This window comes from Novosphingobium sp. PASSN1, from assembly GCF_002278815.1.
Window position 1 is genome coordinate 509,767 of the sequence record NZ_NKIS01000003.1, and the last position, 26,813, is coordinate 536,579.

The 26,813-nt window shown below is 65.9% G+C and carries 28 protein-coding genes and 1 pseudogene; 11 read left to right on the forward strand and 18 right to left on the reverse strand.

Annotated elements, in window-relative coordinates:
* Nucleotides 1–95 precede the first annotated feature (95 nt).
* The gene (locus CFE35_RS08150; RefSeq protein ID WP_292929810.1) at nucleotides 96–2,216 is read left to right on the forward strand and encodes a calcium-binding protein; all 2,121 of its coding nucleotides are present in this window, start codon (nucleotides 96–98) and stop codon (nucleotides 2,214–2,216) included.
* A 32-nt stretch (nucleotides 2,217–2,248) separates the two neighbouring features.
* On the opposite strand, the gene tatC is transcribed toward CFE35_RS08150, so the two are convergent.
* The 9 genes from tatC to CFE35_RS08195 form a co-directional block, all read right to left on the reverse strand.
* Nucleotides 2,249–3,034, reverse strand: a complete 786-nt coding sequence (tatC, locus tag CFE35_RS08155; RefSeq protein WP_292929812.1) for a twin-arginine translocase subunit TatC — start codon at nucleotides 3,032–3,034, stop codon at nucleotides 2,249–2,251.
* Nucleotides 3,034–3,489: a Sec-independent protein translocase protein TatB gene (tatB, locus tag CFE35_RS08160; protein ID WP_292929814.1), complete on the reverse strand. Its 456-nt coding sequence runs from the start codon at nucleotides 3,487–3,489 to the stop codon at nucleotides 3,034–3,036. The genes tatC and tatB overlap by 1 nt, the downstream gene beginning before the upstream one ends.
* Before the next feature lie 62 nt (nucleotides 3,490–3,551).
* Nucleotides 3,552–3,797, reverse strand: coding sequence for a twin-arginine translocase TatA/TatE family subunit (tatA, locus tag CFE35_RS08165; protein WP_292929816.1), 246 nt, complete (start codon nucleotides 3,795–3,797; stop codon nucleotides 3,552–3,554).
* 71 nt (nucleotides 3,798–3,868) lie between these two features.
* Nucleotides 3,869–4,465, reverse strand: a complete 597-nt coding sequence (gene scpB, locus CFE35_RS08170; protein ID WP_292929818.1) for an SMC-Scp complex subunit ScpB — start codon at nucleotides 4,463–4,465, stop codon at nucleotides 3,869–3,871.
* On the reverse strand, nucleotides 4,462–5,184 hold the full coding sequence (locus CFE35_RS08175) for a ScpA family protein (protein WP_292929915.1): 723 nt from the start codon (nucleotides 5,182–5,184) through the stop codon (nucleotides 4,462–4,464). The genes scpB and CFE35_RS08175 overlap by 4 nt, the downstream gene beginning before the upstream one ends.
* 83 nt (nucleotides 5,185–5,267) lie before the next feature.
* A complete protein-coding gene (gene nagZ, locus CFE35_RS08180; protein ID WP_292929820.1) occupies nucleotides 5,268–6,284 on the reverse strand; it encodes a beta-N-acetylhexosaminidase in 1,017 nt (338 codons plus the stop codon).
* 129 nt (nucleotides 6,285–6,413) lie between these two features.
* The gene (locus CFE35_RS08185; protein ID WP_292929822.1) at nucleotides 6,414–7,226 is read right to left on the reverse strand and encodes an SPOR domain-containing protein; all 813 of its coding nucleotides are present in this window, start codon (nucleotides 7,224–7,226) and stop codon (nucleotides 6,414–6,416) included.
* A gap of 4 nt (nucleotides 7,227–7,230) precedes the next feature.
* Nucleotides 7,231–8,991 (reverse strand): arginine--tRNA ligase, encoded by a 1,761-nt coding sequence (argS, locus tag CFE35_RS08190; RefSeq protein ID WP_292929824.1) that lies wholly within the window; start codon nucleotides 8,989–8,991, stop codon nucleotides 7,231–7,233.
* A 43-nt stretch (nucleotides 8,992–9,034) separates the two neighbouring features.
* A complete protein-coding gene (locus tag CFE35_RS08195) occupies nucleotides 9,035–9,712 on the reverse strand; it encodes a hypothetical protein (RefSeq protein WP_292929826.1) in 678 nt (225 codons plus the stop codon).
* A gap of 147 nt (nucleotides 9,713–9,859) precedes the next feature.
* Here CFE35_RS08195 and ispH point away from each other — a divergent pair, with 147 nt between their 5' ends.
* Genes ispH through rnhA form a run of 3 tightly spaced genes read left to right on the forward strand, consistent with a single transcriptional unit; the run spans nucleotide 9,860 to nucleotide 12,262 of the window.
* Nucleotides 9,860–10,840: a 4-hydroxy-3-methylbut-2-enyl diphosphate reductase gene (ispH, locus tag CFE35_RS08200; RefSeq protein ID WP_292929828.1), complete on the forward strand. Its 981-nt coding sequence runs from the start codon at nucleotides 9,860–9,862 to the stop codon at nucleotides 10,838–10,840.
* 10 nt (nucleotides 10,841–10,850) lie between these two features.
* A complete protein-coding gene (gene thrB, locus CFE35_RS08205; protein ID WP_292929830.1) occupies nucleotides 10,851–11,834 on the forward strand; it encodes a homoserine kinase in 984 nt (327 codons plus the stop codon).
* Nucleotides 11,831–12,262: a ribonuclease HI gene (gene rnhA, locus CFE35_RS08210; protein WP_292929832.1), complete on the forward strand. Its 432-nt coding sequence runs from the start codon at nucleotides 11,831–11,833 to the stop codon at nucleotides 12,260–12,262. Before thrB ends, rnhA begins: the two co-directional genes overlap by 4 nt.
* Before the next feature lie 7 nt (nucleotides 12,263–12,269).
* Here the strand turns inward: rnhA and CFE35_RS08215 are convergent, their stop codons facing one another.
* From CFE35_RS08215 to CFE35_RS08225, 3 genes are all read right to left on the reverse strand, one after another.
* On the reverse strand, nucleotides 12,270–12,452 hold the full coding sequence (locus CFE35_RS08215; RefSeq protein ID WP_292929834.1) for a DUF1508 domain-containing protein: 183 nt from the start codon (nucleotides 12,450–12,452) through the stop codon (nucleotides 12,270–12,272).
* A gap of 88 nt (nucleotides 12,453–12,540) precedes the next feature.
* Nucleotides 12,541–13,656 carry an FAD-dependent oxidoreductase gene (locus CFE35_RS08220; RefSeq protein ID WP_292929836.1) on the reverse strand — a complete coding sequence of 372 codons (1,116 nt, stop codon included), beginning with the start codon at nucleotides 13,654–13,656 and terminating at the stop codon, nucleotides 12,541–12,543.
* Between the two features lie 8 nt (nucleotides 13,657–13,664).
* Nucleotides 13,665–14,621: an alpha/beta hydrolase gene (locus CFE35_RS08225; RefSeq protein ID WP_292929838.1), complete on the reverse strand. Its 957-nt coding sequence runs from the start codon at nucleotides 14,619–14,621 to the stop codon at nucleotides 13,665–13,667.
* Nucleotides 14,622–14,726: 105 nt separating this feature from the next.
* Here CFE35_RS08225 and CFE35_RS08230 point away from each other — a divergent pair, with 105 nt between their 5' ends.
* The 7 genes from CFE35_RS08230 (at nucleotide 14,727) to CFE35_RS08260 (ending at nucleotide 22,098) form a co-directional block, all read left to right on the forward strand.
* Entirely contained in the window at nucleotides 14,727–15,215 is a 489-nt protein-coding gene (locus CFE35_RS08230) for a prepilin peptidase (RefSeq protein WP_292929840.1), read from the forward strand.
* A 59-nt stretch (nucleotides 15,216–15,274) separates the two neighbouring features.
* Nucleotides 15,275–16,324, forward strand: coding sequence for a Flp pilus assembly protein CpaB (gene cpaB, locus CFE35_RS08235; protein WP_292929842.1), 1,050 nt, complete (start codon nucleotides 15,275–15,277; stop codon nucleotides 16,322–16,324).
* A 1-nt stretch (nucleotide 16,325) separates the two neighbouring features.
* Nucleotides 16,326–18,020 (forward strand): type II and III secretion system protein family protein, encoded by a 1,695-nt coding sequence (locus tag CFE35_RS08240; RefSeq protein ID WP_292929844.1) that lies wholly within the window; start codon nucleotides 16,326–16,328, stop codon nucleotides 18,018–18,020.
* 14 nt (nucleotides 18,021–18,034) lie between these two features.
* A complete protein-coding gene (locus CFE35_RS08245) occupies nucleotides 18,035–18,706 on the forward strand; it encodes a CpaD family pilus assembly protein (protein WP_292929846.1) in 672 nt (223 codons plus the stop codon).
* A gap of 3 nt (nucleotides 18,707–18,709) precedes the next feature.
* Nucleotides 18,710–20,023: a pilus assembly protein CpaE gene (locus CFE35_RS08250; protein ID WP_292929848.1), complete on the forward strand. Its 1,314-nt coding sequence runs from the start codon at nucleotides 18,710–18,712 to the stop codon at nucleotides 20,021–20,023.
* Between the two features lie 79 nt (nucleotides 20,024–20,102).
* Nucleotides 20,103–21,074 (forward strand): type II secretion system F family protein, encoded by a 972-nt coding sequence (locus tag CFE35_RS08255; protein ID WP_292929850.1) that lies wholly within the window; start codon nucleotides 20,103–20,105, stop codon nucleotides 21,072–21,074.
* A 13-nt stretch (nucleotides 21,075–21,087) separates the two neighbouring features.
* A complete protein-coding gene (locus CFE35_RS08260; RefSeq protein ID WP_292929852.1) occupies nucleotides 21,088–22,098 on the forward strand; it encodes a type II secretion system F family protein in 1,011 nt (336 codons plus the stop codon).
* Between the two features lie 37 nt (nucleotides 22,099–22,135).
* Here CFE35_RS08260 and CFE35_RS08265 read toward each other — a convergent pair whose 3' ends face one another.
* The 6 genes and pseudogenes from CFE35_RS08265 to CFE35_RS08290 form a co-directional block, all read right to left on the reverse strand.
* Nucleotides 22,136–23,155: a fumarylacetoacetate hydrolase family protein gene (locus CFE35_RS08265; protein ID WP_292929854.1), complete on the reverse strand. Its 1,020-nt coding sequence runs from the start codon at nucleotides 23,153–23,155 to the stop codon at nucleotides 22,136–22,138.
* On the reverse strand, nucleotides 23,152–23,625 hold the full coding sequence (locus CFE35_RS08270; protein WP_292929856.1) for a MarR family winged helix-turn-helix transcriptional regulator: 474 nt from the start codon (nucleotides 23,623–23,625) through the stop codon (nucleotides 23,152–23,154). Before CFE35_RS08270 ends, CFE35_RS08265 begins: the two co-directional genes overlap by 4 nt.
* A gap of 66 nt (nucleotides 23,626–23,691) precedes the next feature.
* Nucleotides 23,692–24,345, reverse strand: coding sequence for a TetR family transcriptional regulator (locus CFE35_RS08275; protein WP_292929858.1), 654 nt, complete (start codon nucleotides 24,343–24,345; stop codon nucleotides 23,692–23,694).
* Entirely contained in the window at nucleotides 24,342–25,214 is an 873-nt protein-coding gene (locus CFE35_RS08280) for a crotonase/enoyl-CoA hydratase family protein (RefSeq protein ID WP_292929860.1), read from the reverse strand. Before CFE35_RS08280 ends, CFE35_RS08275 begins: the two co-directional genes overlap by 4 nt.
* A gap of 73 nt (nucleotides 25,215–25,287) precedes the next feature.
* Nucleotides 25,288–26,070, reverse strand: coding sequence for an SDR family NAD(P)-dependent oxidoreductase (locus CFE35_RS08285; protein WP_292929862.1), 783 nt, complete (start codon nucleotides 26,068–26,070; stop codon nucleotides 25,288–25,290).
* A 96-nt stretch (nucleotides 26,071–26,166) separates the two neighbouring features.
* Nucleotides 26,167–26,813, reverse strand: a pseudogene (locus CFE35_RS08290) (acetyl-CoA C-acetyltransferase); the annotation flags it as partial.

Here is a 26,813-nt window from a genome sequence, read left to right on the forward strand (position 1 = left end):
GGCGCGAATAGGCTGCCCCTTGCGCAGGGACGGGAACCGGAGAGGCGATTCTCCGGCACCGGCGCAGATCGGCGTAGCGGCTAGGGAGGACCATCATGGCAGTGCTCAACGGAACGAACGCAGCTGACACGCTGACCGGCACATCAGCCGATGATGAAATCTACGGCTATGATGGCAAGGACCTGCTGAGCGGCGGGCTGGGTGCCGATATTCTGCACGGCGGCTTTGGCGACGATACGCTGCAGGGCGGCGATGGCGGCGACATTCTCGAAGGCGGCGCGGGCGCTGACAAACTGGATGGCGGCCTCGGCTTCGATTTCGCGTTCTATGAGAACTCCACGTCGGTCCGCGTCGATCTGCGCGTGGCGCTGCAACGCTGGACCGGGGATGCCTTAGGCGATGTCCTCACCTCGATCGAGGGTGTGAGCGGATCGCAGTTCAACGACATCCTGCGCGGCAATGATGCGGGCAACATCCTGTTCGGCAATGCGGGCAACGATATTCTGGAAGGGTTTGGCGGCGGCGACGTCCTCAGCGGCGGGGCTGGCGGCGACCAGATCAACGGGGGTGACGGCGACGACACCATCAGCGGCGGCACCGGCTTCGATTCCATCAATGGCGGATCGGGTATCGATACCATCGACTATCTCGAATCACTGGCCGGGGTGACGGTCGACCTGACGATCTACGGACGGCAGGTTTCCGCAGGCGCGGCCGCCGACGATTTTCTCGATTCCATCGAAAACATCAACGGATCGAACTACGCCGACCGGCTGACCGCCGGTTACGGGGAAAACGTCATCTACGGCAATCTCGGCGACGACACGATCGACGGCGGTTCGGGCAACGACACCCTGACGGGCGATGCCGGGGCCGACACCCTGATCGGCGGCGACGGGGATGACACGATTTTCGGCGGTGCTGGCCGGGATCTCATCCTGCCGGGCGCCAATGTGGACAAGATCGATGGCGGGACCGGCTTCGATACGGTGAGCTATGCCAATGCACTCGAATCCGTTTCGCTCGATCTAACTGCGGGGATCGGCGATCTCGGTGTCGCGCAGGACGATACTTATGTTTCGATCGAAGGCGTGATCGGCAGCGATTGGTCCGATTTCATTTATGGCAGCGCGGCGGCCAACACGCTCTTCGGCGGATTATCGGACGATGTGCTGTTCGGCCGGGCGGCGAATGACAAGCTCTTCGGCGGAGACGGCAATGATGTGCTGAACGGCGGCGCGGGCCGCGATACGCTCGATGGCGGCGTGGGCTTCGACATGGCCGACTATTCGGATTCGGCAGCTGCCGTTTCCATCGACATGGGCACGGCAACGCTCAGCGGGGCAGACGCAGTGGGCGACCGGCTGATTTCGATCGAGGGCCTGACCGGCTCGGCCTTCGCCGATACGCTCACCGGCGATTCGGGCGCGAACCGCCTTGTCGGCGGCTCGGGCGCGGACAAGCTCTCGGGCGGCACCGGGGATGACGTGATTGAGGGCGGCGAAGGGGCCGATACCATCGATGGCGGCGCGGGCAACGATTGGGCAAGCTATGAACATGCCGTCGCCCGGGTTGTCGTCAACCTCTCCAGCACGGTCGCCAACCCGGGCGCAGGCGATGCACGCGGCGACATTCTCAAAGGCATCGAAAACCTCGAAGGCAGCCAGTTCAACGACAACCTCACCGGCAATTCGGCCAGCAACGCGATTTCGGGTGGCGAGGGAAATGATGCCATCACCGACAACGGCGGCAACGACACGCTGTCCGGCGGCAATGGCGACGACACCATCAAGGGCGGGATCGGTAACGATTTCCTGCTGGGCGGTGCGGGCAACGATAGGCTCGTGGGCGGTGACGGGACCGACACGCTGGTCGGCGGCTTCGATTCGGACACGCTGACCGGCGGCGCCGGGGCGGATGTGTTCGCCTTCTCCGAAGTGGGCGACAGCGCGCCGGAAAGCTTTGACGCGATCACCGATTTCACCACCGGGCAGGACAAGATCGATTTATCCCTGATCGATGCAAGCACGCTGGCAGACGGCAATCAGGCTTTTGCCATCGTGTCCGCCTTCTCGGGCGCAGGCAGGGAGATCGTCATGGGCCGGACGGGTACGACCACGACGCTGTTCGCCGATGTCGACGGCGATGCCGATGCCGATTTCGTGCTCATCATCGATAGCGCGGCTGCGCTGAAGGTGACGGATTTCGTGCTTTAGACGCTGCCATCCGCGCGCGCGCAGGCTACGGATCAGGCGCTGGTTGCCGCCGCTTCCTTGGCCTTCTCCTCGGCGTCCTTCTTTTCGGCAAAGCGCATGATCACCAGCGTGCCTTCGAACAGGATCATCAAGGGAATCGCGAGCATCAGCTGGCTCAGCACATCGGGCGGCGTGATCACGGCGGCCAGAGCGGTGATGCCAACGATCACATAGCGCCGCGCCGCCACAAGCTGCCCGCGCGTGACGATCCCGGCGCGGTTCAGAAGCATCAGCAGAACCGGCAGCAGGAAGCTGATGCCGAACGCGAAGATGAACTGCATCACGAGGTTGAGGTATTCCTCGATCCCCGGCAGCGCTTCCAGTTGCAGGCCGCCGCGATCCCCCTGAAACCCGATGAACCAGCGGAACGCGGTGGGCATCACGAAGAAATAGGCAAGGCTTGCGCCCGCGCCGAACAGGATCGGCGTGGCGACCAGAAACGGCAGAAACGCCTTCTTCTCACGCGCATAGAGCCCCGGCGCGATGAACGCCCAGAGCTGGTTGGCGATGATCGGGAAGCTGACGAGAAAGGCCGCGAACAGCGAGACCTTGAGATCCACGAAGAACGCCGAATAGAGCTTGGTGTAGATCAGCTTGCCCTGCCCCGCCGGAAAGGCATGGACCAGCGGCTGGACCAGAATCGCGAGGATCTGATTCGCGAAATAGAAACACACCACGAACGCTAGCGCGAGGGCATAGACGCAGCGCAGCAGCCGCGTGCGCAATTCAAGCAGGTGATCGAGCAGCGGGGCCTGCGTCTCGTCGATATCGCGGACCATCACGCTGCGCCCCCGGCAGGCCCGCGCGCCCGGGCGGGGCGTTCGCTGATGGGGAGGAGTTCGGCCATGGGTTCAGCAAGAGGCCCAGGCATTGGGTCCGTCGGCGCGACAGCCGCCACGTCAGGATCGACCGGCGCGGGCAGCGGCTGCATGAGCGCGGGCGGCGGATCGTTCTGATCGGTCGCCGCTTCGGCGCTCTGGCCTTCCGCCGGATCGGCCGCGGGATGCGCCGCCATGATCGCCGCGTTCTGTTCCTTCCACTTGCGCTCCATCTCCTCCATCTCCGCCTCGCGAATCATGGTTTCGATTCCGGTGCGGAAGTGGCCGGAAACACGGCGGATCTTGCCGATCCAGCGGCCCGCCGTGCGCAGCGCGAGCGGCAGGTCCTTGGGACCGATGACGATGATCGCCACGATCACGACGAGCAGCATCTCGTCTGGCGCAATGCCGAACATCGATCAGGCCCAGTGCAAGTAGAGTTGCGAGTAAAGGTGCAAGCGGAAGTGCGTTTGACGGCTCAGGCGTTCCCGCCGGTGCCGGTCTGCTCAGCCTGCACAGCGGGTGCAGCGGGCGCGGCCGGCTGCTGCTGGATCTGCGCGGGCGGCTGAACCACCGGCGTCTCCGCGCCTTCGTTCATGCCTTGCTTGAAGCTTTTGATACCCTTGCCGAAATCGCCCATCATCTCCGAAATCCGGCCACGGCCGAACAGGATGAGGACAACCAGAGCAAGAATGATCAGATGCGGAAGCGACAGACCGCCCATGGGAGTTCTCCTTTATGCCCTTCAGATAGGACATTTCGTGCGAAACTGCCAGCAAGCTTGCGGCGGTTTTGTCAACCTTCGTTCAGAGGGTCCGGCTCCGCATCCGCCTCTTCATCGGCTTCACCGGCAAACACCGCTTCCACCGGATCGAGCAGGCCCGCGGCGCGTAGTTCCTCGATGCCCGGCAGATCGCGCCGCGATTCGAGGCCGAAATGCGCAAGGAAGGCTGGCGTTGTCGCGTAGATCGTCGGGCGGCCCGGCCCTTCGCGGCGGCCCGCCACTTTCACCCAGCCCGCCTCCATCAGCACGTCCAGCGTGCCGCGCGCGGTCTGCACACCGCGGATCGCCTCGATCTCGGCACGGCTGACCGGTTCGTGATAGGCGATGATCGCCAGCGCCTCGGTCGCCGCGCGCGAAAGGCGGCGCACGTCCTCGCGCTCGCGCCGCAGCAGGTGGGCCAGATCGGGTGCGGTCTGGAAGTGCCAGCGTTCACCGCGCGAGACCAGTTCCACCCCGCGCCCGGCATAGTGCGCGGCGAGTGCTTCCAGCGCTGCAGCCACATCCGCGCCCCCATCCGATCCGGCAAGATGGCGCGAAAGCTCCTCGGCGCTCATCGGCGCTTCGGCGGCAAACAGCGCCGCTTCGACCGCGCGTTCGATCTCGTTCACGCAGCGCCTCGCCGCAGCATGATGGGCGCAAACGTGGCTTCCTGCGCGATTTCCACTTTGCCCTGCTTCGCCAGTTCCAGCGCCGCCACGAAGCTGGACGCCAGCGCCGAACGGGCCAGGCGCGGATCGGCCCCGGCCTCCTGCGGCGGCAGGAACAGCCGAAGCTCGGTCCAGTCAATCGCCGCGCCGATCAGCGACTCCACCCGCGCGATGGCGGCTTCCAGCGTCATCACCGGCCGCGCGCGGACCATGTGGACCACCGGACGCCCGCGATGCTGCACATGGCCATAGGCCTGCATCAGCGCGAAGAGATCGCACCGCCAGCGCACCTGCCGCTCGGTGCGCAGCCCCTCCGGCGCGCCGCGCGGAAATACATCGCGGCCCAGCCGGTCCCGCGCCATCAGCCGCGCGCCGGCCTCGCGCATCGCGCCGAGCCGCTGGAGCCGAAGCTGCAGGCGCAGCGCCAATTCTTCGGGGCTGGGCTGCACTTCGGGATCGCGAGGGAGCAGCAGCAGCGATTTCAGCCACGCCAGCCACGCCGCCATGACCAGATAATCCGCCGCGAGTTCGAGCCGCTGTGCGCCTGCCCGCTCCACGAATTCCAGGTACTGATCGACCAACGCGAGGATCGAGATCTTGCGCAGATCGACCTTCTGCCGCCGCGCCAGATCGAGCAGCAAGTGCAGCGGCCCTTCCCAGCCGTCGATGGCGAGCGTCAGCGTCTCGCTCGCCTCGGGCGGAACATCGAGCGGGGCCGCATCCCAATCGTCCGCTGCGAGCGGCGCAAGAGCGGCCTCTTCCGTCACGCCAGCGCCAGCAGCCGATCTCGCGTGGCGGTGCGTTCGGCCTGCCGCGCGTAATCCACCGGCGCGCTGAAATCGCCAGTGGGGGCGAGCGCCCGCTCCAGCCGCCCGGCGGTCTCGGCGGACATCGGGGCCAGCGCCTGCGCGATCCCCACCATGTCGCCCATCTTCGCCCAGCAATTGAGCGCAATATCGCAGCCCGCTGCCTGCGCCCGCGCCGCGCGGTCGGGCACCGCGCCGCCCAGCGCCTGCATATCGAGATCGTCCGTCAGCAACAGGCCATCGAAGCCGATGCGACCCCGGATCACATCGCGGATCACGGTGGTGGAGAGCGTTGCAGGGTTCTCGTTGTCCCACGCGGTGTAGCGCACGTGCGCGGTCATGCCGATCAGGCTGTCATTGAGGCTGCGGAACGGCGCAAGGTCGGTTTCGAGCTCCTCGGCGCTTGCAGTGACGGTGGGCAGTTCCTTGTGGCTGTCCACCCCCGCGCGGCCGTGCCCCGGCATGTGCTTCACCACCCCGCCAACCCCGGCGCGGGCGAGGCCTTCGAGCATGGCGCGGCCCAGCGCGGCCACCCGCAGCGGCTCCTGCCCCAACGCGCGATCACCGATCACATCGTGCGCGCCTTCCTGCCGCACATCGAGCAGCGGCAGGCAATCGACGCTGATTCCCGCCTCCGCCAAATCGAGCCCGAGCGCCTCGGCATGGGCGCGGGCCGCTTCGATCGCACTGAGCGGCGCAGTTTCATAGAGCCTGTCAAACGCCCCGCCCGGCGGATAGGATGCCCAGACCGGCGGCTTCATCCGCGCGACCCGCCCGCCTTCCTGATCGATGCAGATGAACGTGCGGTCCCGCCCGTGCACGCTGCGCAGTTCATCGGTCAACGCGCGCAGCTGGTCGCGGCTTTCGACATTGCGGCCGAACAGGATGTAACCCGCCGGATCGCAATCGCGAAAGAACGCGCGCTCGTCAGTGCTGAGAGTGAGGCCCGAAAGCCCGAAGATCGCCGGAAGCATGGGCGATGGGTTCGCGCAAAGCCCGCCCCGGCGCAAGGCCGGAAGCAGGGGATAATGGGGAAAAGCGCCGCTACATCAGCCCTCTCGGGCTGCCACCTCCCCGAGGCAAGCTCGGGGAGGAACGGGACATCAGCGCTTCACCTGGCACTTCAGGCCGCCAGCCTGCAACTTGGCACAGAGCGCATTGGCCCCGGCCATGTCGCCCGCCACGGCCTGAAGGCGGAACACGGTGGCCATGTCGGCCTTGCCCTCAACCACGCGGTGCGAGAGGCCCGACAGCGCACCATGCGCAGCGACGAGCTTGGACCACGCGGCTTCCGCCGAAGCACTGGTCGAAAACGCGCCGACCTGCACGCCGACACCAGAGCCAGTGGCGGCAGGGGCTGCGCCTGCGGCGGCGGGCGCTGCCGCCGGCTTTGGTGCAGCGGGTGCCTGTGCCGCGCTGCCGGCAAGGTTGGCCACGGGCTTTTCGCCCTCGCTCACCTTGAAGCTGGCATCGCCGGTGCCTTCGAACGTCTTGCCGCCCGGATCCTTGGGCGCGACCTTGTAGGGCTCGGTGCTCGCCGCGATCAGGCTGCCATCGGCGGCAGCTGTCGCCGCGCCGCGATGTGTGATCCAGTACATCCCGCCGACCAGCGCCGCCAGCAGGAGAACCGCCAGCACGCCGAAGCCGATCATGCGGCTGTTGCCATCCGCCGGCTCTTCGAAATCGACGTCGTCAGCGCCTTCGAGCCACGGCAGGCGCTCTTCGTCGCCGAGCGCGAGCCGGTCTGCCGCAGCGCCGCCCAACACCGCATCAGCAACTTCGTGCACTTCGTGCCGAGCCGCCGCGATGCCGTCTTCGGCTGCGTTGCTGGCCGCCTCGCCCCAATTGGCCGGGTTGATCGGCAGGCTGCCGTCTTCGCCGCCCTCTTCGTTCCCGTCCGCTACGCTGATAACCATCGCGTCAAAGCTCCTCAGCGGCCTCCACACCCAACAGGGCGAGGCCATTTTTAATCACTTGCCCTATTTGTGAGGCAAGGAAAAGTCGTGCTGAAGTAAGCGGGGCATCTTGTCCCACAATGAAGCGCTTGTCGGGCCGGTCATTGCCAACATTCCAGTAGGCGTGGAAGCCCGCGGCAAGATCAAACAGGAAGAACGCCACCCGGTGCGGCTCACGCGCGGCAGCTGCACTTTCGATCACGCGCGGAAACTGCGCGGCCAGCTTGACGAGGCCCAGTTCCTCGGCCCCCAGCAGCGCGACATGCTCCGCAGCAGGCGCAAAGCCTTCCGCCGCCGCCTTGCGCAAGGTCGAGCATATCCGCGCATGGGCATACTGCACATAGAACACCGGATTGTCCTTCGAGGCTTCGACCACCTTGTCGAAATCGAAGTCCATCTGCGCATCGGGCTTGCGCGCCAGCATGGTGAAGCGCACCACGTCCTTGCCGACCATCTCGACGACATCGGCCAGCGTGACGAAATTGCCCGCGCGCTTCGACATCTTGAACGGCTGGCCGCCCTTCATGAGCGCGACCATCTGGACGAGCTTGACTTCGAACGGCTTCGGCTTGCCCCCGTCAGCACTGGTCAGCGCAGCGACGGCGGCCTTGATCCGCTTGACCGTGCCGGCATGGTCCGCGCCCCAGATATCGACGAGGGCGTCTGCGGCCTGCGCCTTCTGGAAGTGATAGGCGAGGTCCGCGCCGAAATAGGTCCACGCGCCGTTCGATTTCTTGATCGGGCGGTCCTGATCGTCGCCGAACCTGGTCGAGCGGAACAGCGGCAGCGCCACAGGCTCCCAATCGTCCAGCGTCTTGCCCTTGGGCGCTTCGAGTTCGCCATCATAGACCAGATCATGCGCGCGCAGCCACGCCTCCGCCGCCTCGACCTTGCCCGAGGCCTGAAGCTCGGCTTCGGACGAGAACAGATCGTGGTGAATGCCCAGCGTGGCAAGATCGGCGCGGATCATGTCCATCATCGCCGCGACGGCGCGGGTGCGGAACGGGATCAGCCAATCGGCTTCGGGGGCCTTGGCGTACGTATCGCCGAATTCTGCCGCGAGCGCCTGCCCGACCGGAACGAGATAATCACCCGGATAGAGGCCTTCGGGGATCGTGATCGCCTCGCCCAGCGCCTCAAGGTAGCGCATGTGGACCGAGCGCGCGAGCACATCGACTTGCGCGCCCGCATCGTTGACATAGTATTCGCGCGTCACCCGGTGCCCGGCAAACTGGAGCAGGCTGGCCAGCGCATCGCCAACCACCGCGCCCCGGCAGTGGCCCATGTGCATCGGCCCGGTGGGATTGGCAGAGACATATTCGACATTGACCATGGTGCCACCGCCCACGGTGGAGCGGCCATAGTCCGCCCCCCTTGCGGCGATCAGCGCCAGTTCGGTCAGCCACGCGCCATCGGCCAGCCGCAAGTTGATGAAGCCCGGCCCGGCGATCTCCGCCGAAGCAATGCGCGGCTCGCGGACAAGTTCCTCGACCAGCAGCGCGGCGAGCGCGCGCGGGTTGGTTCCGGCGGGTTTGGCCAGCACCATCGCGGCGTTGGTGGAGATGTCGCCGTGGCTCGCCTCACGCGGGGGCTCGCACGTCACGCCGCCGCGTGCCAGCCCCTGCGGCAGCGTCCCGGCAGCGACCAGCGCATCGAGCGCGCGGTCGATCACACCGGCAAAATCGGCGAACAGGGGAAGAGCGGCGCTGGTTTCGGTATCAGTCATGCCCGCGCCGTTAGCCGAAGCTGGCGCAAGAGGGAATGCCCGGTTAGCGCGTGGCGTTGTAAGCGAGCTGCGCGTCGGTCAGCTGAAAGCCCACCACCAGTTCGAAACTGGCCTTCGCCAGCGCCGTGCGCACTTCGGGCAGGCCGAGGGGGTCGGTCGCGGCATCGGCTTGCCCGGCCTTGCGCTTCTTGGTGAGGAGCTTGCGCACACTTTCGGGCAGCGTCGCCTCGGCGCGGTTCACGGTCGAGGCGGCACGGCCCTGCGCCTGCGCCCGCTCCTGCCCGTCGGCGAAATCGAGCGTCACCGAACCCAGCCGCTTGGCGATCACGACATTGCCGCCGCGCATCACGGCCGAGAAATAGGGCAGGACCACGCGCCGCGCGCCGCGCGTATCGATGCGGCGGGCAAAGACGTCGAAGGTCGCCTCGGTGTGCAGTTCGGTCTGGCCCTTGGCGTCGTCGCAAGTGCTGCGCAAGTTGGTGATCGCAGCCGTCACGTCGATTGCGCCGGCATCGGTGCGGCCGGGCGCGGACATCAGCGTCACATCGCCGGTCATTTCCGGAATCTCGACAATGGGGCACGGGCTGCGCAGCGCGGTCACGCCCACGCTGTCGTCCACCACCAGTTCGCCGCCGCCGCTCTTGCAGCCCCCCAGCGCACCGACAAGGGCGAGCGCAGCCAGCGGGGCAAGCGAGGATGGGCGGAAAGCGGGCAGGGTCATTCAGGCATCCTCGGGATTGCGTAGTCTCGCTTCCTCTACCCACCCCGCTCCCAAGGCGCAATGCCGCCTGTCCCGACTCATGTCCCGGCCCATCTCCCAGCTCAGCGGGTTTGCCGGGCGCGCGCACCGCTGCTAAGGTCGCGCGCGATGACCACCATTGCACCTGCTTCGCCCGCCGGCCTCGATTCACCGCTCGCCCCGCTCAAGCTGCTGATCGCCGCACCGCGCGGTTTCTGCGCCGGAGTGGACCGCGCGATCGAGATCGTGGAGCGCGCGCTCGACCGGTTCGGCCAGCCGGTGTTCGTGCGGCACGAGATCGTGCACAACCGCTTCGTGGTCGATGGACTGAAGGCCAAGGGCGCGGTCTTCGTGGAAGAACTGGACGACGTGCCCGATGGCGCGCCGGTGGTGTTTTCCGCACATGGCGTGCCCAAGATCGTGCCCGCCGCCGCCACGGAGCGCGGGCTGGACTGGCTCGATGCCACGTGCCCGCTTGTCAGCAAGGTTCACCGCCAGGCCGAACGCCAGGTCGAGGCCGGGCGGCATATCCTGTTCGTCGGCCACAAGGGGCATCCCGAAGTGATCGGCACGATGGGCCAGGTTCCCGAAGGATCGATCACGCTGGTCGAGACGCTGGACGATGTGACCGCGCTCGATCTGCCCACCAGCACGCCGCTCGCCTTCCTTACCCAGACCACGCTTTCGGTGGATGACACGCGCGAGATCGTAGCCGCCCTCAGGTCGCGATTCCCCGATATCAACGGCCCGCGCGCCGAAGACATCTGCTACGCCACATCGAACCGGCAATCGGCGGTGAAGTCGATTGCGGCCAAGTGCGATCTGCTGCTGGTGATCGGCGCGCCCAACAGTTCCAACTCGCTGCGCCTTGTCGAAGTGGCCGAACGCGAAGGCACGCCCGCCAAACTCATCCAGCGCGGGCATGAAATTGATCCAAGCTGGCTCGATGGCGTCACCACGCTGGGGCTGACGGCGGGGGCCTCCGCGCCCGAAGTGCTGGTGCGCGAAGTGGTCGACCGGCTGGCCCAATGGCGCGCCGTGACCGAGGAAACCGTCACCACCACGGTCGAGAACATGGTGTTCAAGCTGCCCCGCCAGCTCGCCGACTGAGCCCGCAGCCATGGCCGTTTACACACACCTCGGCGCGGAGGACATGTCCGCGCTGATCGCCCGCTTCGATGTCGGCACGCTGGTTTCCGCCAAGGGCATTGCCGAGGGCGTTTCCAACAGCAACTGGCTGCTGGAAACCACCGGACATGATGGAAGCGGCGCGCGCTTCATCCTGACGATGTACGAGTTTCGCATCGAGCTGGAGGACCTGCCCTACTTCCTCTCGCTGCTCGATCACCTCGCCGCCACGGGCTGCCCGGTGCCGCGCACGATCCATGACCGGGAGGGCAACCTCTATGTGTCGCGTCCCGGCCCGGCAGGAGAGGACAAGGCGCTGGCCCTGATCGAATATCTCCCCGGCGTTTCCGTCAGCACGCCGACTGCCGGGCAGGCCCGCGCGGTGGGCGCAGAGCTGGCGCGGCTGCATCTGGCGGCGGCCGATTTTCGCAGCGTCCGCGCCAACGGCATGGGCGTGGCCGAATGGCAGCGGCTGGCTGCGGCTTGCGGCGCAGAGGGCCTTGCGCGGATCAACCCTGAGCTGGCCGAGATCGTGGCGAGCGAACTCCCGCGCCTCGCCGCAAGCTGGCCCACGGACCTGCCCGCAGGCGTGATCCACGCAGATCTGTTTCCAGACAACGTGCTGATGCTGGATGAGCGCGTCACCGGCCTGATCGACTTCTACTTCGCCTGCAACGACATCATCGCCTACGATCTGGCCGTGACGCACGTGGCGTGGAGCTTCGACAAGGATGATGCCTTCCGCGCTGACGTCTCGCAGGCACTGATAGAGGGCTACGAAAGCGTCCGCCCGCTCTCAGCCGAAGAACGCGCCGCACTGCCGCTACTGGGGCAAGGCGCGGCGATGCGCTTTGCGATGAGCCGCGCGTGGGATTGGCTCAACACGCCTGCCGATGCGCTCGTGACGCCGAAGGACCCGATGGGGCCGGCGCGGCGGCTGGGCTTCTACAAGGCCAATCCGGGGATGTTCGCGTGAAGCACGTTGCGATTTTCACCGACGGGGCGTGCAAGGGCAATCCCGGCAAGGGCGGCTGGGGCGCGCTGCTGCGCATGGGGGAAGCGGAAAAGGAGCTGTCCGGCTCCGAAAAGCTGACGACCAACAACCGCATGGAACTGATGGGCGCGATCCGCGGGCTAGAAGCGCTCAAGGCCCCCTGCCGCGTGACGCTGCACACCGACAGCAAGTATGTCCTCGATGGCATCACCAAGTGGGTGTTCGGCTGGCAGAAGAAGGGCTGGAAAACCGCCGACAACAAGCCGGTCAAGAACGAGGACTTGTGGCGCGCGCTGCTGGCCGCCGCGCGCCCGCACCAGATCGAATGGGTCTGGGTGAAGGGGCACGACGGCCACCCGGAGAACGAACGGGTGGACAAGCTCGCCAGCGACGCCGCCATCGCGGCGTGAGCGAACCTCAGTCGGTCGTGGTATCGACCACTTCGGCTTCGGGTCCGTTCTTCAGCACGGACTCAATGGCGTTCTTCGCGCTGGCCTTGGACTTGTAGCCCTCGGTCCAGAAAATCGCTTCGCTGTTGTGGCAGAAATAGGCGACGAACTCGCCAGCCTTGTTCTTCCGGATCTCGAAACGGTGGGCCATTGCCGCGACTCCCATGGTGGTTGGATCGGTCCGCGCTTGGTTTAGCACGGCCCAGCCCCAGCGGGAGCGCGAAACAGTCCGCTTTGGCCTAAAGATGGGATCCAAACCGTGCAGGCGAATAGCACGCGGCGTCAAGGGCCTCGGTCATCGCATCACGGGGCAGGCCCAGCAGCAGCTGCGCGCCGAGCCGGGCTGCGGCGGGCGCGGTCTGAATGCCGAAGCCGCCCTGCCCGGCGAACCAGAACAACCCCTCGCATCTCGCATCAAAGCCATAGATCGGCAGGCGGTCTGACGCGAAGCTCCTGAGCCCGGCCCAGCGCCGCTCCAGCGCCAGAACCTTCCAATCCACCGCCTGCTCCATCCGGTCGATCGCCATCGCGATATCCAGCTCCTCAGGCGCGGCATCGCGCGCCACATCGGGCGTCTCATCGTGCGGGGATAGCCAAAGGCGGCCACCTTGCGGGCGGAAATAGAAGTCCTCGTCGAAGCTCAACGTCAGCGGCAAGTCATCGGGCGGCACTGGATCGACCCGCAATTGCACCATCGAGCGGCGCAGCGGCTGGACCCCGAGCGGCGCTGCGCCCGCCAGCTGCGCCACGCCGTCTGCCCACGCGCCTGCTGCATTGACGAGCAGCGCGGCCCGCGCCTCACCCGGTCCGGCGGCCCCGCTCCACGCCAGCGACCATGCGCCGCCTTCGCGCTCCACGCCATCGAGCCGCGCGCGCACCCTGAGCACGCTGCCCACCTTGCGCGCCGCCGCCAGATAGTGCTGGTGCATCGCGGCGACGTCGATGTCCGCGCACTCTGGCTCCCACGCGCCGATGATCCACTCAGGCCGCAGCCCGGGCACGATCCGCTCCAACCGCTCACGCCCGATCAACTCGATCCGCGCCCCGGCGGCCTGAAACTCCGCCACGAAGCTTTCCGCCACCGCGCGGTGATCCTTGCGCCCGATATGCAGGCCGCCGCGCGGGGAAAGGAAGCCGTGCTCCGCCAGCCAATCGCCCGATGCCGCCGTCAGCGGATAGATCTGCGGCCCCCCGATGGTTTCGTGCCAGAACGCGGCGGAGCGCCCGGTAGTGTGATAGCCGGGGGTGTCCTCGGCCTCGATCAGCAGCACGCGCGCGTGGTGGGCGCATTCGGCGGCGAGGCTGGAGCCTGCCATGCCCGCGCCGATGATCGCGATATCGAAGGTTTCGGTCATGCTCGCTCTCAAGACGTCTTTGGCGGAAGGGCGCGCGCCAGGAAGCTGGCGATGGCAGCCATCGCCTGCCCGCGCACCGGGTACGCCTCGCGCAGCAGTTCGTGGCGCGCTTCCGGCCGCCACACCACCAGTTCGCCGCGCGGCAGGCGCGCTGCCGCGGCTTCGATGGCGGGCCATGAAACCAGCGCGTCACGCTTGGCCGCCAGCACCAGCACCGGTGCCATCACCGCCTCCAGCACGCCCGGCGCGCGCAAGGTCTCGTTCGAGGCAGCCGCCCTTTCGACCCAGCGCCAGCTGGCGGGGCCAAGCTCCAGTTCGGGCCGCGCAGTGCGCCACCACAGCTCGTCGGCATAGCGGTCCGGATCGTGGGTCAGCAGCGTCTGGCGCATGTCGAGCGGCGAGCCCGGCTTTTCACTGACCGGCCAGGCCATGCGCCCCGGATCACCGATGCCGCACATGATTCGCCCGTACAGGCTCTGGATGAAGCGGGGAATCGCCGTGACGAATCCAAGCATGGGCGCGCTCAGGACCACGGCATCGGTGCGCACTGCCCCTTCGGCCACGCCGCGCAGCACCAGGTGCCCGCCCATCGAATGGCCCACCAGCACATGCGGCCCCGGCGCGCTGCGCACCCAATCCTGCCACAAGGCGGCAAGGTCGGAAATCCAGATCGAAAAGTCCGCAATATCACCTACCAGCGGATTGGCCGTCATCCGCCCGGAAGCGCCCTGCCCGCGCCAGTCCGCCGCGCTGACATGCCAGCCGGCCTCGGCCCATTCCGCCATCGATTCGAGATACTTCTCGTAGAAATCCGCGCGCCCCGGCATGAACAGGATCGAACCGCGCACAGGCGCTCCGGGCCGCGGTTCGAGCGCGATACGGCGGATTTCGTGGCCATCAGGCAAAGCCCAGCGCCATTCGCGCGCACCGGCAGGAATCGCGCGTCTGTCAAACCCTCCACTCAAGCAAGAACTCCCGTCACAAAGCTTCGGCGCTATCCGCAAGCCCGAAGATCTGCGGCGCAGGTTTGGTTACCGTTTGGTAAGTGATTATCCCGTATGACAACCCCCATGCAGGGAACTCACATCGTTTACGGACTGGTCGGGGCCTTGGCAATCGCACTTGCCGTTGCCGCCTTCACCGATATCCGCCGCCGCCAGATCGACAACTGGCTGAATGTCGCGATTGCCGCAGGCGCGCCGCTGTTCTGGTGGGCGACGGGACTTTCACTGTGGCCGGGGGTGGCCTTGCAGCTCGCCCTTGCTGCCGTGACATTCTTCGTGCTGGCAGGCCTGTTTGCGCTGAAGGCGATGGGCGGCGGCGACGTGAAGCTGCTCACCGTCCTTGCGCTGTGGATGCCCGCGCTGCTGTTCCTCAAGCTGCTGGTGATCATGGCGCTGGCGGGCGGCGTGCTGACCATCACGATGGGCATGTGGCACATCGCCCGGCGCCAGAAAGACAAGCTCAAGATTCCTTACGGCATCGCCATCGCGACCGCAGGGCTCTGGATCATCACAACCACTGATTGGGCCACGCTTCACGCCGTTTCGGCGGGATAGGTCTATCTTAACCATTTTGCCCGAAGAACGCGGGTGGATCAAACGGCAGGATTGTAGCCATGGACAGGAAGAAGCTGATGCTGTTGGTGGGGGCGCTGATCGTGGCGATCGGCACGGCCTTTGCTGCCAGGAGCATGTTTGCAGGCGCTGGATCGCCGCAGGCCGTGGCTGCCGCGAAAGTGCCGATGGGCGCCAAGGTGCTCGTCGCCAACCGCGCGCTTCCCGCCGGCACGATCATCACTGCCGACGCGATGGGCTATCAGCCCTGGCCGAAGGATCTGGTCCAGGACGTCTACTTCACCGAAGACAAGACCGACATGTCGAAGCTCCTCGGCACCGTGGTGCGCACGCCGATCACGGCGGGCGGCCCGGTGACTCAAGGCAGCCTCGTCGCTCCCGGTGATCGCGGCTTCCTCGCCGCCGCGCTCGGGCCGGGCATGCGCGCCGTCACCATCCCCGTCAGCGCGCGTACCGCCGTGGCCGGCTTCGTGTTCCCCGGCGATCACATCGATCTCGTCCTCACGCAAACGGTGAAGGGCGGCATGATCCCGCTCAAGACCGCCGAGACGATCCTCAAGAACCTGCGCGTGCTCGCCACCGATCAGACCACCTCGCAGGAGCAGGTCGAGGGCAAGACCCGCGTGCGCACGTTCAGCACCGTCACGGTCGAGGCCACGCCCAAGATTGCCGAGAAGATCGCGGTGGCGCAGACCATCGGCACGATCTCGCTCTCGCTGCGTTCGCTGGCTGATAATTCGAGCGAACTGGAACAGGCGCTCGCGCTCGGCCAGATCAAGATCCCTGCTGGCGCCAGCAAGGCCGAAGAAGAACGCATCCTGCGCGCAGCGATGTCGAAGCCGATCGAGGCCGACGGCAACAGCTATGCGACCGGAGGCGATGTCTCGCGCTTCCAGCCCAAGAAGAGCTCGGCCCCGATGGATCCGGCCTCCGCCGTCCAGGCCATGGTCAAGGCGATGGCCCCCGCCATGCCCCGCGCTTCGGCAGGCGGGACCATGACCGACGCCGCCCGCGCCCTGTTCTCACCCGGCCCGGTGGTCCGCGTGACGCGCGGCAAGGACACCACCGAAGTCAAGGTCGGAGGACACTGAGATGACCATCCGCGCTCCCCGAACCGCCGCCATGAAGGCCCAGACTGCGCCCGCGAAAGGCAAGACCATGAAGGCCCGTATCGCATCCACGCTGCTCCCGCTTGCTGCCCTGGCAGCTCCGCTGGCCCTCGTCGCAGCCCCTTCGGCCGCCTCGGCCCAGTCGGTGACCAGCCCGGCGCGCAGCATCGCGATCTCGATCGGCCGCGGCCAGCTCGTCACGCTGCCCGGCAAGATGACCGACGTGTTCGTTGCCAACGATGCGGTGGCGGATGTGCAGGTCAAATCGACCAACCAGCTCTACGTGTTCGGCAAGTCCGGCGGTGAAACCACCGTCTATGCCAGCAATGCGAACGGCGATGTGGTGTGGTCGGCCAATATCCGCGTCGGCACCAATATCGACAGCATCGAGCAGATGCTCAAGCTGGCGATGCCCGAGGCCAAGATCGTCACATCGACGATGAACAACACCGTGCTGCTGACCGGCACGATTGCCGCGCCCGAAGATGCTGCCGAGGCCGAGCGCCTCGTCAAGGCCTTCGTCGATGACAAGACCAACGTGATCAGCCGCCTCAAGATGGCGACCCCGCTGCAGGTAAACCTTCATGTGAAGTTTGCCGAAGTGAACCGCTCGCTGGTGCGCCAGATCGGCTCGAACCTCACCACCATCGATGGTTCGGGCGGGTTCAAGTTCGGCGTCGGCCAGGGCCGCGCCATCGGCCAGACGATCAACACCGATCCCAATCTGCCGCTCGGCATCGGGAACAAGGTGCAGGGCTATACGCTCGATCCGACCACCGGCAAGCTTGCGCTGACCGACGGCACCGTCGTCACCCCGCTGCAGGGCGTGCAGACCATCGCAGGGATGGGCAAGCTGTTCGGGATGAACATCCTCGGCGCGCTCGATCTGGGTGAGACCATCGGCCTCGTCACATCGCTCGCCGAACCCAACCTCACCGCGCTTTCGGGCGAAACCGCCAACTTCCTGGCGGGCGGCGAATATCCGATCCCCGTCTCGACCGGCCTTGGCAACACCGCCATCGAATTCAAGAAGTACGGCGTCAGCCTTGCCTACACGCCCACCGTTCTCGCCAACGGGCGCATCTCGCTGCGCGTGCGGCCCGAAGTTTCGGAACTGTCCTCCGAAGGCGCGATCATCACCAACAACACCACGGTGCCTGCCCTCACGGTGCGCAGCGCGGAAACCACCATCGAGCTGGGTTCGGGCCAGAGCTTCATGATCGCGGGCCTGCTGCGCAATGGCGTGCAGAACACGATCACCAAGATGCCCGGCGCTGGCGATGTGCCGATCCTCGGCTCGCTGTTCCGCTCCACCGCCTATCGCAAGGGCGAGACGGAGCTGGTCATCGTGGTCACGCCGTATCTGGTGAACCCGGTAGATGCGAACGACATCAAGCTGCCGACCGATGGCTTCCAATCTGCCACCGCGCTCCAGCAGATGCTCGGCCATATCGAGGCGGACGGCGTGACCGGCGGTGATCGGCCCAAGCCGACCGAGAAGTCCGGCACGATCCAATCGAACGGTCCGAAGGTCGGCGCGCTCGATGCCCCGCAGATCGATGCCACGCCGCAGGCGCTCGGTAGCGCCGCCCCCGTGGCCGCACCCGTCAAGGCGCCGCGTGCGTCCCGCAATCGTCAGGCCAGCGCCGATGCTGCGCCCGGCTTCAGCTTCCAGTGAGAAAGGGCGCCATCATGTCCATCCGTCTGCCCCGCATTCAGGGTTCCGTCCGGGTCCTTCTCCTCGCCGGCGTGCTGTGCCTGCCGCTCAGCGCATGCAACGCGCCTTCGGCCGATACGAACCGCGGGCTTGAAAGCGTCCGCCAGCCGGTCGTCCAGCGCACCAGCTTCGTGTTCGATGTGAGCACCCTGCCCGGAGGCGGCCTCGCCGTGTCCGAACAGCGCCGCCTCGCCGGTTGGCTCGAGGCGCTCGATCTGGGCTACGGCGACCGCGTCTCGCTCGATGATCCGGTCGATTCCGACCAGACCCGCACCTCGGTCGAGCAGGTCGCTGGCCGCTTCGGCATCCTCCTCGCGGAAGTCGCCCCGGTGACTGAAGGCGATATCGGTGCGGGCACGGCGCGCGTCGTCGTCTCGCGCACCGAGGCCAGCGTGCCCGGCTGCCCGGACTGGTCGCAGAAGGTCGACAACAAGCTGAACAACGCCACGTCGCCCGGTTACGGCTGCGCGGTGAACAGCAACATGGCGGTGATGGTCGCCAACAAGGAAGACCTCGTGCACGGCGCCAAGGGCGCGAGCACCACGCTGGTCCAGAGCAACGCCAAGGCGATCAAGTCCTATCGTGACCAGCCGCCGACAGGCGCGGGCGGCCTGAAGCAAGTTTCCAGCAAGTCCGGGGGTAACTGATCGATGAGCGCGTCCTCGAAAACAGGCAATCGCGACATGTTCGCCGCCTTTATGTGCGACGATGCGGCGCTCGATGTGCTGCGTCCGGTCACCGCCGACATGGGCTGGCAGCCGGAGAAGTGCAACAAGGGCGGCCTGCGCAACGCCATCCAGTCGCTTTCGATTGCGGCCTCGCCCGCGATCCTGATGGTCGACCTTTCGGAAAGCGGCGACCCGCTGAGCGATATCAATGCCCTCGCCGAAGTGTGCGAACCCGGCACCGTGGTGATCGCGGTCGGCCAGGTCAACGACGTGCGCCTCTACCGCGATCTGCTGGCTTCGGGCATTCAGGATTACCTGCTGAAGCCGCTCACGCCGGGCCAGGTGCGCGATGCGCTGGTGCAGGCGCAGGCGATCTTCGCTGCGCCCAAGTCCGCTGATGGCAACACCGCCAAGCGCCACGTCTCGACCGCCGTGGTCGGCACGCGCGGCGGCGTCGGTGCCTCCACCGTCGCGACTTCGCTGGCATGGCTGTTCAGCGCCGATCACCGCCTGCCGACCGCGCTGCTCGATCTCGACGTGCATTTCGGCACCGGCGCGCTCACGCTCGATCTCGAACCGGGGCGCGGCCTGACCGACGCCATCGACAACCCGAGCCGGATCGACGGCCTGTTCATCGAACGCGCGATGATCCGCGCCAACGACAATCTGGCGATCCTTTCGGCCGAAGCGCCGATAAGCTCGCCCCTGATGACCGATGGCAGCGCCTTCGTGCAACTGGAGGAAGAATTCCGCCACGCGTTCGAAATGACGATGATCGATCTGCCGCGCAACATGCTGATCAACTTCCCGCACCTGCTGGCTGACGTGAACGTGGTCGTGGTGGTCACCGAACTCACGCTGGCCGGCGCGCGCGATGCGATCCGCCTGCTCTCGTGGCTCAAGACCAACGCCAAGCATGCCGAAACGATCGTGGTGGCCAACAAGGTCCACTCGGGTGTGGGCGAGATCAGCCGTTCGGACTTCGAGGCTTCGATCGAGCGCAAGATCAACTACAGCGTGCCCTACGACATGAAGGCTGCCGCCAACGCGGCGAAACTCGGCCAGACTTTCGTTGCGGCCAATCGCGGCACCAAGGCTGGCGCGGCGATGCGTGATCTGGGCACGGCAATCATTGCCACCGGCAGCGACGGCGAAGTGATCGACACCAAGGCCAAGGGCAAGGTGAAGGCCGACAAGCCGGCTGGCGTGCCGGGGGCCAAGACGTCGCTGCTCGGCAAGTTCGATTTCAAGAAGATCCTTACCTCCGGCAAAGCCAAGGCCGGAACCCCCGCATGATCCGCACCCGCAGCGCCGCCTCGATGATGGGGCGGCGCGCGGGCACCGGACACATTGAAAGAACTGGCAGGACCGCGCGATGAACATCATGCAACTCGTGATCATTGGCGTCGGAGCTGTGCTGGTGCTGCTCCTGGCCGCTGCTGCGTTGACCGGTCCTTCGGCGGGCCGCGAAGCTACGCGCCGTCTCCAGAATGTGCGCTTCCGCCATTCGGAAAGCGCGGTAGACAAGGTCGAGGCGCAGTATCGCAAGGCCGTTGCCAACCGCAAGCCGACCACCTTCAAGAAGGCAGGTTCGGGTTCGCGCATCGAAGCGCTGGCGCTGCGCCTGCACAAGACCGGCAAGGGCTGGACCCTCACCCAGTATCTCTACACCTCGCTCGGCCTCGGGCTCGGCCTCGCCTTCCTGATCTTCATCAAGAGCGGCGCGCTGCTGCTCGGCCTTGGCGCGGGCGTGCTGGTGGGTGCGGGCATTCCGCATTTCTTCGTCGGCCGCGCGATCAACAAGCGCAAGGCCGGCTTCGTCTCCAAGTTCCCCGATGCGCTCGAACTGCTGGTCCGCGGGCTGCGCTCGGGCCTGCCGATCACCGAGACGCTCGGCGTGGTCGCCACCGAACTGCCCGGCCCGGTGGGCGAGGAGTTCAAGCTGGTGACCGACCGCATCAAGGTGGGCCGCACGATGGAAGAAGCCCTCCAGGAAACCGCCAACCGCCTCGACATGGCCGAATTCAGCTTCTTCTGCATCACGCTCGCCATCCAGCGCGAAACCGGCGGCAACCTCGCTGAAACGCTCGCCAACCTGGCCGACGTTCTGCGCAAGCGCGCGCAGATGAAGCTGAAGATTTCGGCGATGAGCTCGGAATCAAAGGCCTCGGCCTATATCGTCGGCTCGCTGCCGTTCATCGTGTTCGCGCTGATCTATTCGATCAACCCGGCCTACCTCGGCAAGTTCTTCGTCGACGAGCGCCTGATCATCGCGGGCCTTGGCGGCCTGACCTGGCTTGGCATCGGCGCCTGGATCATGGCGCAGATGGTCAACTTCGAAATCTGAGGGGGAAACCGCCATGAACGTCAATCCCCCCACCGGCCCCACGTTGCTCGGCGTCGATGTCATCTATGTCGGCTCTATCCTCATGGGCATCGCCGCTGCCGCCATGCTGCTGGCGATCTATGCCGCGGTCACCGTGCGCGATCCGATGGCCAAGCGCGTCAAGGCGCTCAACGAGCGGCGTGATCAGCTCAAGGCTGGCATCGTCACGGTCAACGCCAAGAAGCGGCAGAGCATCGTCCGCCGCAACGAGACGACGGACAACATCAAGACCTTCCTTGAATCGCTGAAGGTGCTGCAGGACAGCCAGCTCAAGGACATCCAGCAGAAGCTGGCGCAGGCCGGCATCCGCAAGAAGGAATGGGCCGTCGCTGTCGTGCTGGGCCGGATGATCGGGCCGATCGTGCTCGGCCTGATCTTCGGCATACTGATCTACGGCGTGAACTATTTCCCCGAATGGTCGGCCGTCAAGAAGTTCGGCCTGTTCGCGGCGATGGTGATCTTTGGCTACAAGGGCCCGGACCTGTGGATCAGCAACTTGTCCAACAAGCGCACCAAGGAAATCCGCAAGGGCCTGCCCGATGCGCTCGATCTGCTGGTGATCTGCGCCGAAGCCGGTCTCACCGTCGATAGCGCGTTCGGCCGCGTGGCGCGCGAACTGGGCCGCGCCTATCCCGAACTCGGCGATGAATTCGCGCTGACGGCCATCGAATTGTCGTTCCTGACCGAACGGCGCATGGCGTTCGAAAACCTCGCCTACCGGGTCAATCTCGATTCGGTGAAGGGCGTGGTCACGACCATGATCCAGACCGAACGCTACGGTACGCCGCTCGCCTCGGCGCTGCGCGTGCTATCGGCCGAATTCCGCAACGAACGCATGATGCGCGCCGAAGAAAAGGCCGCGCGCCTGCCAGCGATCATGACGATCCCGCTGATCCTGTTCATCCTGCCGACGCTGTTCGTCGTGATCCTCGGCCCCGCGGCCTGCTCGATCAGCGACAACTTCCTCAACCGCAAGGTCGGCTGATTGCGGCGCGGGAGGGCTTGCCCTCCTGCGCCCCTTTTCAGGCTGGCACCACCGTCTGCTCGATCGCGCCGAACACGGCGTGGCCCTTGGCATCCTTCGCCGCGATCCGCACGGTATCGCCATGCTTGAGGTACGGCGTGACCGCCGCGCCGCTGCGGATCGTCTCGACCATGCGCTGCTCGGCGATGCACGCATAGCCGCGCCCGCCTTCCCGCACCGGACGCCCTGCGGAATAGCCCGCTTTCGCATCACCATCGCGGTTTGAGACTGTGCCCGAACCGATGATCGTGCCCGCCCCGATACGGCGCGTCTTGGCAAGATGCGCAATCAGTTGGCCGAAATCGAAGGTCATGTCCTCGCCCGTCGCCAGCCGGCCGAACGGCCGCCCGTTGACATCGACATGCAGCGGCAGGTGCAGCTTGCCGCCGGACCACGCCGCGCCGAGGCTATCGGGCGTCACCAACACCGGCGAGAAATGGCTGGCGGGCTTTGACTGCACAAAGCCGAACCCCGTGGCGAGTTCATCCGGGATCAGCCCGCGCAGCGAAACATCGTTCACCAGGCCGATCAGCCGGATATGGCCAAGCGCCTCCTCCGGCGAGACGCCCTGCGGCACATCGCCGGTGACGACCACCACTTCGGCCTCAAGATCACCGCCCCATGCCTCGTCCTGCAGCACCAGCGGATCGCGCGCACCGCGCAAATCGTCGCTGCCGCCCTGATACATCAGCGGATCAGTCCAGAAGCTGGCGGGCAATTCAGCCCCGCGCGCCTTGCGCACCAGTTCGACATGGTTGACGTAGGCGCTGCCGTCCGCCCACTGATAGGCACGCGGCAGGGGCGCCGCTGCCTCGCGCTCGTGAAAGCGCTTTTGCGGGATGGCACCGTGCTGCAATTCCACCGCCAGCGCCTCCAGATAAGGGGCATGGCGATCCCAGTCGTCGAGCAGGCCCTGCATCGTCGGCACGATGTGATCAGCATCGGCATACCACGCCAGATCGTCCGAAACGATAATCAGGCGGCCATCGCGCAGTTGCGGCAAGCTGGCGAGTTTCATGCACTTTCCCCCTCGATGGTGCGCACCGCGGTCAGCAGCTTGTCGAGCAGAGCTCGCAGCTTCGCTGTCTCGGCCGGGGAAAGCGCGGCAAAGATCTTCTCGTATGTCGAAAACGCATTGGGCCAGATCCGGTCGTACATCGCCCGGCCCGCATCGGTCAGCCACAAGTGGTGCGAGCGCCCGTCTGCCTCGTTGGCGGTGCGCGCCACCAGCCCGCGTTCGCCCAGCATCTTGCACGCGCGGTTCACCGCCACTTTGTCCATCAGCGTCGCGCGCACCAGATCACGCTGCGTCTGTTGCCCGGCATCGCCCAGCACCGCCATGATCCGCCATTCGGGAATCTTGAGGCCGAATTCGCTGTGATATTCGCCTGAGATCAGGCTGCTCACCGCGTTGGAAGTGATCGCCAGGCGATACGGAATGAAATCGGACAGTCTGGTTTTTTCAGGGCGGGTTTGCGTGTCAGCCATGCCCCGAAGCTTAAGCCAGCCAGCGCCGTGCGCAAGCAAAAGCGCGGGGGCTGATCCGCCCGCCGATCATCGCGCGAGAATGCCCGCCATGATGAAATCCACCGTGTGCTCGCGGTAGCGGTCGCGCAGCTCCTCGGTCAGCGTATCCTGATCGAAGCAGTGCCGCAGCACCAGCCGCGCCGAGAAGAACCGATCTGCCGCGCCCGTCACGGTGAAGTAGAACATCTGCGGATCAATCGGGCGAAACACCCCCGCCTTCACGCCTGCGCTGATCAACCGGTCATAGGCCTTGTTGAGCGGCAGCAGATACTTGTCTGCAATCCGCTTCGCCTCGGCGGGGTCGCTATCGCGCACCAGCCGCATCAGCAGCCGGTTGAGATAGGGGAACGCGAAATAGGTATCGACGCAGCGCGCGATATGTTGCCGCAGCTTCGCCTCGGGGCTCATATGGTCCTTGGCCAGCAGCGCCTCGACCGACTTGATGATCGCCACCATGTCCCGGTCGAGCAGTTCGCCCAGCATCCCGGCCTTGTTGCCGAAGTAGTACTTCACCAGCGCTGAATTGAGGCCCGAGCGCAGCGACAGCTCCGACAGCGAGATATCGACCTGGTCGCCCTCGCGCATGATCTGCGAGGCGGTTTCCAGCAGCAATTCGCGCGCGCCAGCCTGTTCAGGTGCGCCGCCTTCCCCCACGTCAGCCACGTTCGTCTGCTCTTTCATTCCCAGCTCGGCTCATCCCACCACGGGTAAAAGCCCGGCATATCCGAAGAAACGCGGCCCGGGTAGGCGGGTGCGCGCTTTTCAAGGAAACTGGCCACACCTTCCTTCGCATCGGCCCCGCGCGAAAGCTGGTAGATCGCGCGGCTGTCGACCCGGTGCGCGAACATCGGGTGCGGCGTGGCGGAATTGCGCCACAGCATCGCCCGCGTCATCGCCACCGAAACCGCGCTGGTATTGTCCGCAATCTCGCGCGCCAAAGCGTGGGCTGCAGGCAGCAGGTCTTCCGGCGCATGGAGCGAGCGCACGAGGCCCGCGTCCTTGGCTTCCTGCGCGCCGAACACGCGGCCCGTCATGCACCATTCCAGCGCCGTGCTCATGCCCACAAGGCGCGGCAGGAACCAGCTCGATGCCGCCTCGGGCACGATCCCGCGCCGGGCAAACACGAAGCCGAAGCGCGCCGAGGTGCTGGCGAGGCGGAAATCCATCGGCAACTGCATCGTCGCACCAATGCCCACCGCCGCGCCGTTGATCGCGCCGATCACCGGCTTCTTCGAATTGAAGATGCGCAAGGTGCAGTATCCGCCGCCATCGCGCACGCGCACGTCGGAGAGGTCCGCCACTTCGCTGGGATCGGAGAAAGGCCGCTTGCCGTCGTCCGGCGTCAGGTCCGCGCCCGCGCAGAACGCCCGGTCGCCCGCACCCGTGATGATTACCGCGCGCACGCTGTCGTCAGCGTCGGTCCGATCAAACGCATCGATGATCTCGCTCATCATCGTGCCGGTATAGGCGTTCATCTTGTGCGGACGGTTGAGCGTCAGCGTCGCGACGCCGTCCGCGATGTCGAGCAGGATCTGCGTGTATTCGGCCATTCGGCTCTTCCTCTCCGGTGGGGGAATAGGGGCGGAAAAATAGGGACTGTCCCTCTTTTTCCGCCCCTATCATTCAGCGCGGTGCCATGCGGATCGCGCCGTCGAGGCGCACGTCCTCGCCGTTGAAGTAGCCGCATTCGATCATGGTCAGCGCGAGCTGCGCGTATTCCGCCGGCTGGCCAAGACGCTTGGGGAACGGCACCGAAGCCGAAAGCGCATCGCGCACGTTCTGCGGCGCGCCTGCCAGCAGCGGGGTATCGAAGATGCCCGGCAGGATCGTGTTGACGCGGATGCCTTCGCTCATCAGGTCGCGCGCGATGGGAAGCGTCATGCCGACAACGCCGCCCTTCGAGGCCGAGTACGCTGCCTGCCCGATCTGGCCATCCTCAGCCGCGACCGACGCGGTGTTGACGATAGCGCCGCGATCACCGTCTGCGGTCGGCTCCAGCGTCATCATGCCCGCGGCAGACTTCGCGATGCAGCGGAACGTACCGACGAGGTTGATCTGGATCAGCCAGTTGAAGGCCTCCAGCGGGAAGTGCTTGATCGAGCCGTCTTCCTTGCTGCGGCTGGCGGTCTTCACCGCGTTGCCGGTGCCCGCGCAGTTCACGAGGATGCGCTCCTGACCATTGGCCGCGCGCGCCTTGGCAAACCCTGCGTCCACGCTCTCGTCAGAGGTCACGTTCACTTCGCAGAACACGCCGCCGATTTCCGCCGCGACGGCTTCGCCCTTTTCCTTCTGCATGTCGAAGATCGCGACCTTCACGCCCTTCGCCGCGAGCGCGCGGGCGGTGGCGGCACCAAGGCCGGAAGCGCCGCCAGTGACGACGGCAGATACGGAGGAATCGAGTTTCATGAGCTTAGTCTCCTTTGTGTTCCAGCGGAGGCCGGAACCCAGCCTCTCGCCAATTGACTCTGGGCTCCGGCCTTCGCCGGAGCACAACATTTTTGATTACAGCCGTTCGACAATGGTCACGTTGGCAACGCCGCCGCCTTCGCACATCGTCTGGAGACCGTATTTGCCGCCCTTGGCCTTGAGCACGCCGAGGAGCGTTGCCATCAGCTTGGTGCCCGAAGCACCCAGCGGGTGGCCGAGCGCGATGGCGCCGCCATGGATGTTCAGCTTTTCGGGGTCAGCACCGGTGTGCTTGAGCCAGGCGAGCGGCACGGAGGCGAAGGCTTCGTTGACTTCATAGGCGTCGATGTCGCTGATCTTCATACCCGCGCGCTGCAAGGCGCGGTCGGTGGCGAACAGCGGCTCTTCCAGCATGATGACCGGGTCACCGGCTGTCACCGTCAGATTGTGGATGCGCGCAATCGGCGTCAGGCCATAGGCCTTGAGCGCCTCTTCCGACACGATCATGACAGCCGACGATCCATCGCAGATTTGCGAGGAGGACGCAGCGGTGAGCGAGCCACCTTCCTGCAACAGCTTCACGCCCGCAATGCTTTCCAGCGGCGCGTCAAAGCGGATGCCTTCATCGACATTGTGCTGGATCACGCCTTCAGGCGTTTCCACATCAAGCACGACGAGTTCATCGTTGAACAGACCGGCCTTGGTGGCGGCAATCGCATTGTGGTGGCTCTTGAGCGCAAACT

Excerpts from the sequence above, each read along its gene's own strand:
- CFE35_RS08150 (WP_292929810.1), top strand. The coding sequence starts at position 96 with ATGGCAGTGCTCAACGGAACGAACGCAGCTGACACGCTGACCGGCACA.
- tatC (WP_292929812.1), bottom strand. The coding sequence starts at position 3,034 with ATGGTCCGCGATATCGACGAGACGCAGGCCCCGCTGCTCGATCACCTG.
- tatB (WP_292929814.1), bottom strand. The coding sequence starts at position 3,489 with ATGTTCGGCATTGCGCCAGACGAGATGCTGCTCGTCGTGATCGTGGCG.
- tatA (WP_292929816.1), bottom strand. The coding sequence starts at position 3,797 with ATGGGCGGTCTGTCGCTTCCGCATCTGATCATTCTTGCTCTGGTTGTC.
- nagZ (WP_292929820.1), bottom strand. The coding sequence starts at position 6,284 with ATGCTTCCGGCGATCTTCGGGCTTTCGGGCCTCACTCTCAGCACTGAC.
- CFE35_RS08185 (WP_292929822.1), bottom strand. The coding sequence starts at position 7,226 with ATGGTTATCAGCGTAGCGGACGGGAACGAAGAGGGCGGCGAAGACGGC.
- argS (WP_292929824.1), bottom strand. The coding sequence starts at position 8,991 with ATGACTGATACCGAAACCAGCGCCGCTCTTCCCCTGTTCGCCGATTTT.
- CFE35_RS08195 (WP_292929826.1), bottom strand. The coding sequence starts at position 9,712 with ATGACCCTGCCCGCTTTCCGCCCATCCTCGCTTGCCCCGCTGGCTGCG.
- ispH (WP_292929828.1), top strand. The coding sequence starts at position 9,860 with ATGACCACCATTGCACCTGCTTCGCCCGCCGGCCTCGATTCACCGCTC.
- thrB (WP_292929830.1), top strand. The coding sequence starts at position 10,851 with ATGGCCGTTTACACACACCTCGGCGCGGAGGACATGTCCGCGCTGATC.
- CFE35_RS08215 (WP_292929834.1), bottom strand. The coding sequence starts at position 12,452 with ATGGCCCACCGTTTCGAGATCCGGAAGAACAAGGCTGGCGAGTTCGTC.
- CFE35_RS08220 (WP_292929836.1), bottom strand. The coding sequence starts at position 13,656 with ATGACCGAAACCTTCGATATCGCGATCATCGGCGCGGGCATGGCAGGC.
- CFE35_RS08230 (WP_292929840.1), top strand. The coding sequence starts at position 14,727 with ATGCAGGGAACTCACATCGTTTACGGACTGGTCGGGGCCTTGGCAATC.
- cpaB (WP_292929842.1), top strand. The coding sequence starts at position 15,275 with ATGGACAGGAAGAAGCTGATGCTGTTGGTGGGGGCGCTGATCGTGGCG.
- CFE35_RS08240 (WP_292929844.1), top strand. The coding sequence starts at position 16,326 with ATGACCATCCGCGCTCCCCGAACCGCCGCCATGAAGGCCCAGACTGCG.
- CFE35_RS08245 (WP_292929846.1), top strand. The coding sequence starts at position 18,035 with ATGTCCATCCGTCTGCCCCGCATTCAGGGTTCCGTCCGGGTCCTTCTC.
- CFE35_RS08250 (WP_292929848.1), top strand. The coding sequence starts at position 18,710 with ATGAGCGCGTCCTCGAAAACAGGCAATCGCGACATGTTCGCCGCCTTT.
- CFE35_RS08255 (WP_292929850.1), top strand. The coding sequence starts at position 20,103 with ATGAACATCATGCAACTCGTGATCATTGGCGTCGGAGCTGTGCTGGTG.
- CFE35_RS08260 (WP_292929852.1), top strand. The coding sequence starts at position 21,088 with ATGAACGTCAATCCCCCCACCGGCCCCACGTTGCTCGGCGTCGATGTC.
- CFE35_RS08265 (WP_292929854.1), bottom strand. The coding sequence starts at position 23,155 with ATGAAACTCGCCAGCTTGCCGCAACTGCGCGATGGCCGCCTGATTATC.
- CFE35_RS08270 (WP_292929856.1), bottom strand. The coding sequence starts at position 23,625 with ATGGCTGACACGCAAACCCGCCCTGAAAAAACCAGACTGTCCGATTTC.
- CFE35_RS08275 (WP_292929858.1), bottom strand. The coding sequence starts at position 24,345 with ATGAAAGAGCAGACGAACGTGGCTGACGTGGGGGAAGGCGGCGCACCT.
- CFE35_RS08280 (WP_292929860.1), bottom strand. The coding sequence starts at position 25,214 with ATGGCCGAATACACGCAGATCCTGCTCGACATCGCGGACGGCGTCGCG.
- CFE35_RS08285 (WP_292929862.1), bottom strand. The coding sequence starts at position 26,070 with ATGAAACTCGATTCCTCCGTATCTGCCGTCGTCACTGGCGGCGCTTCC.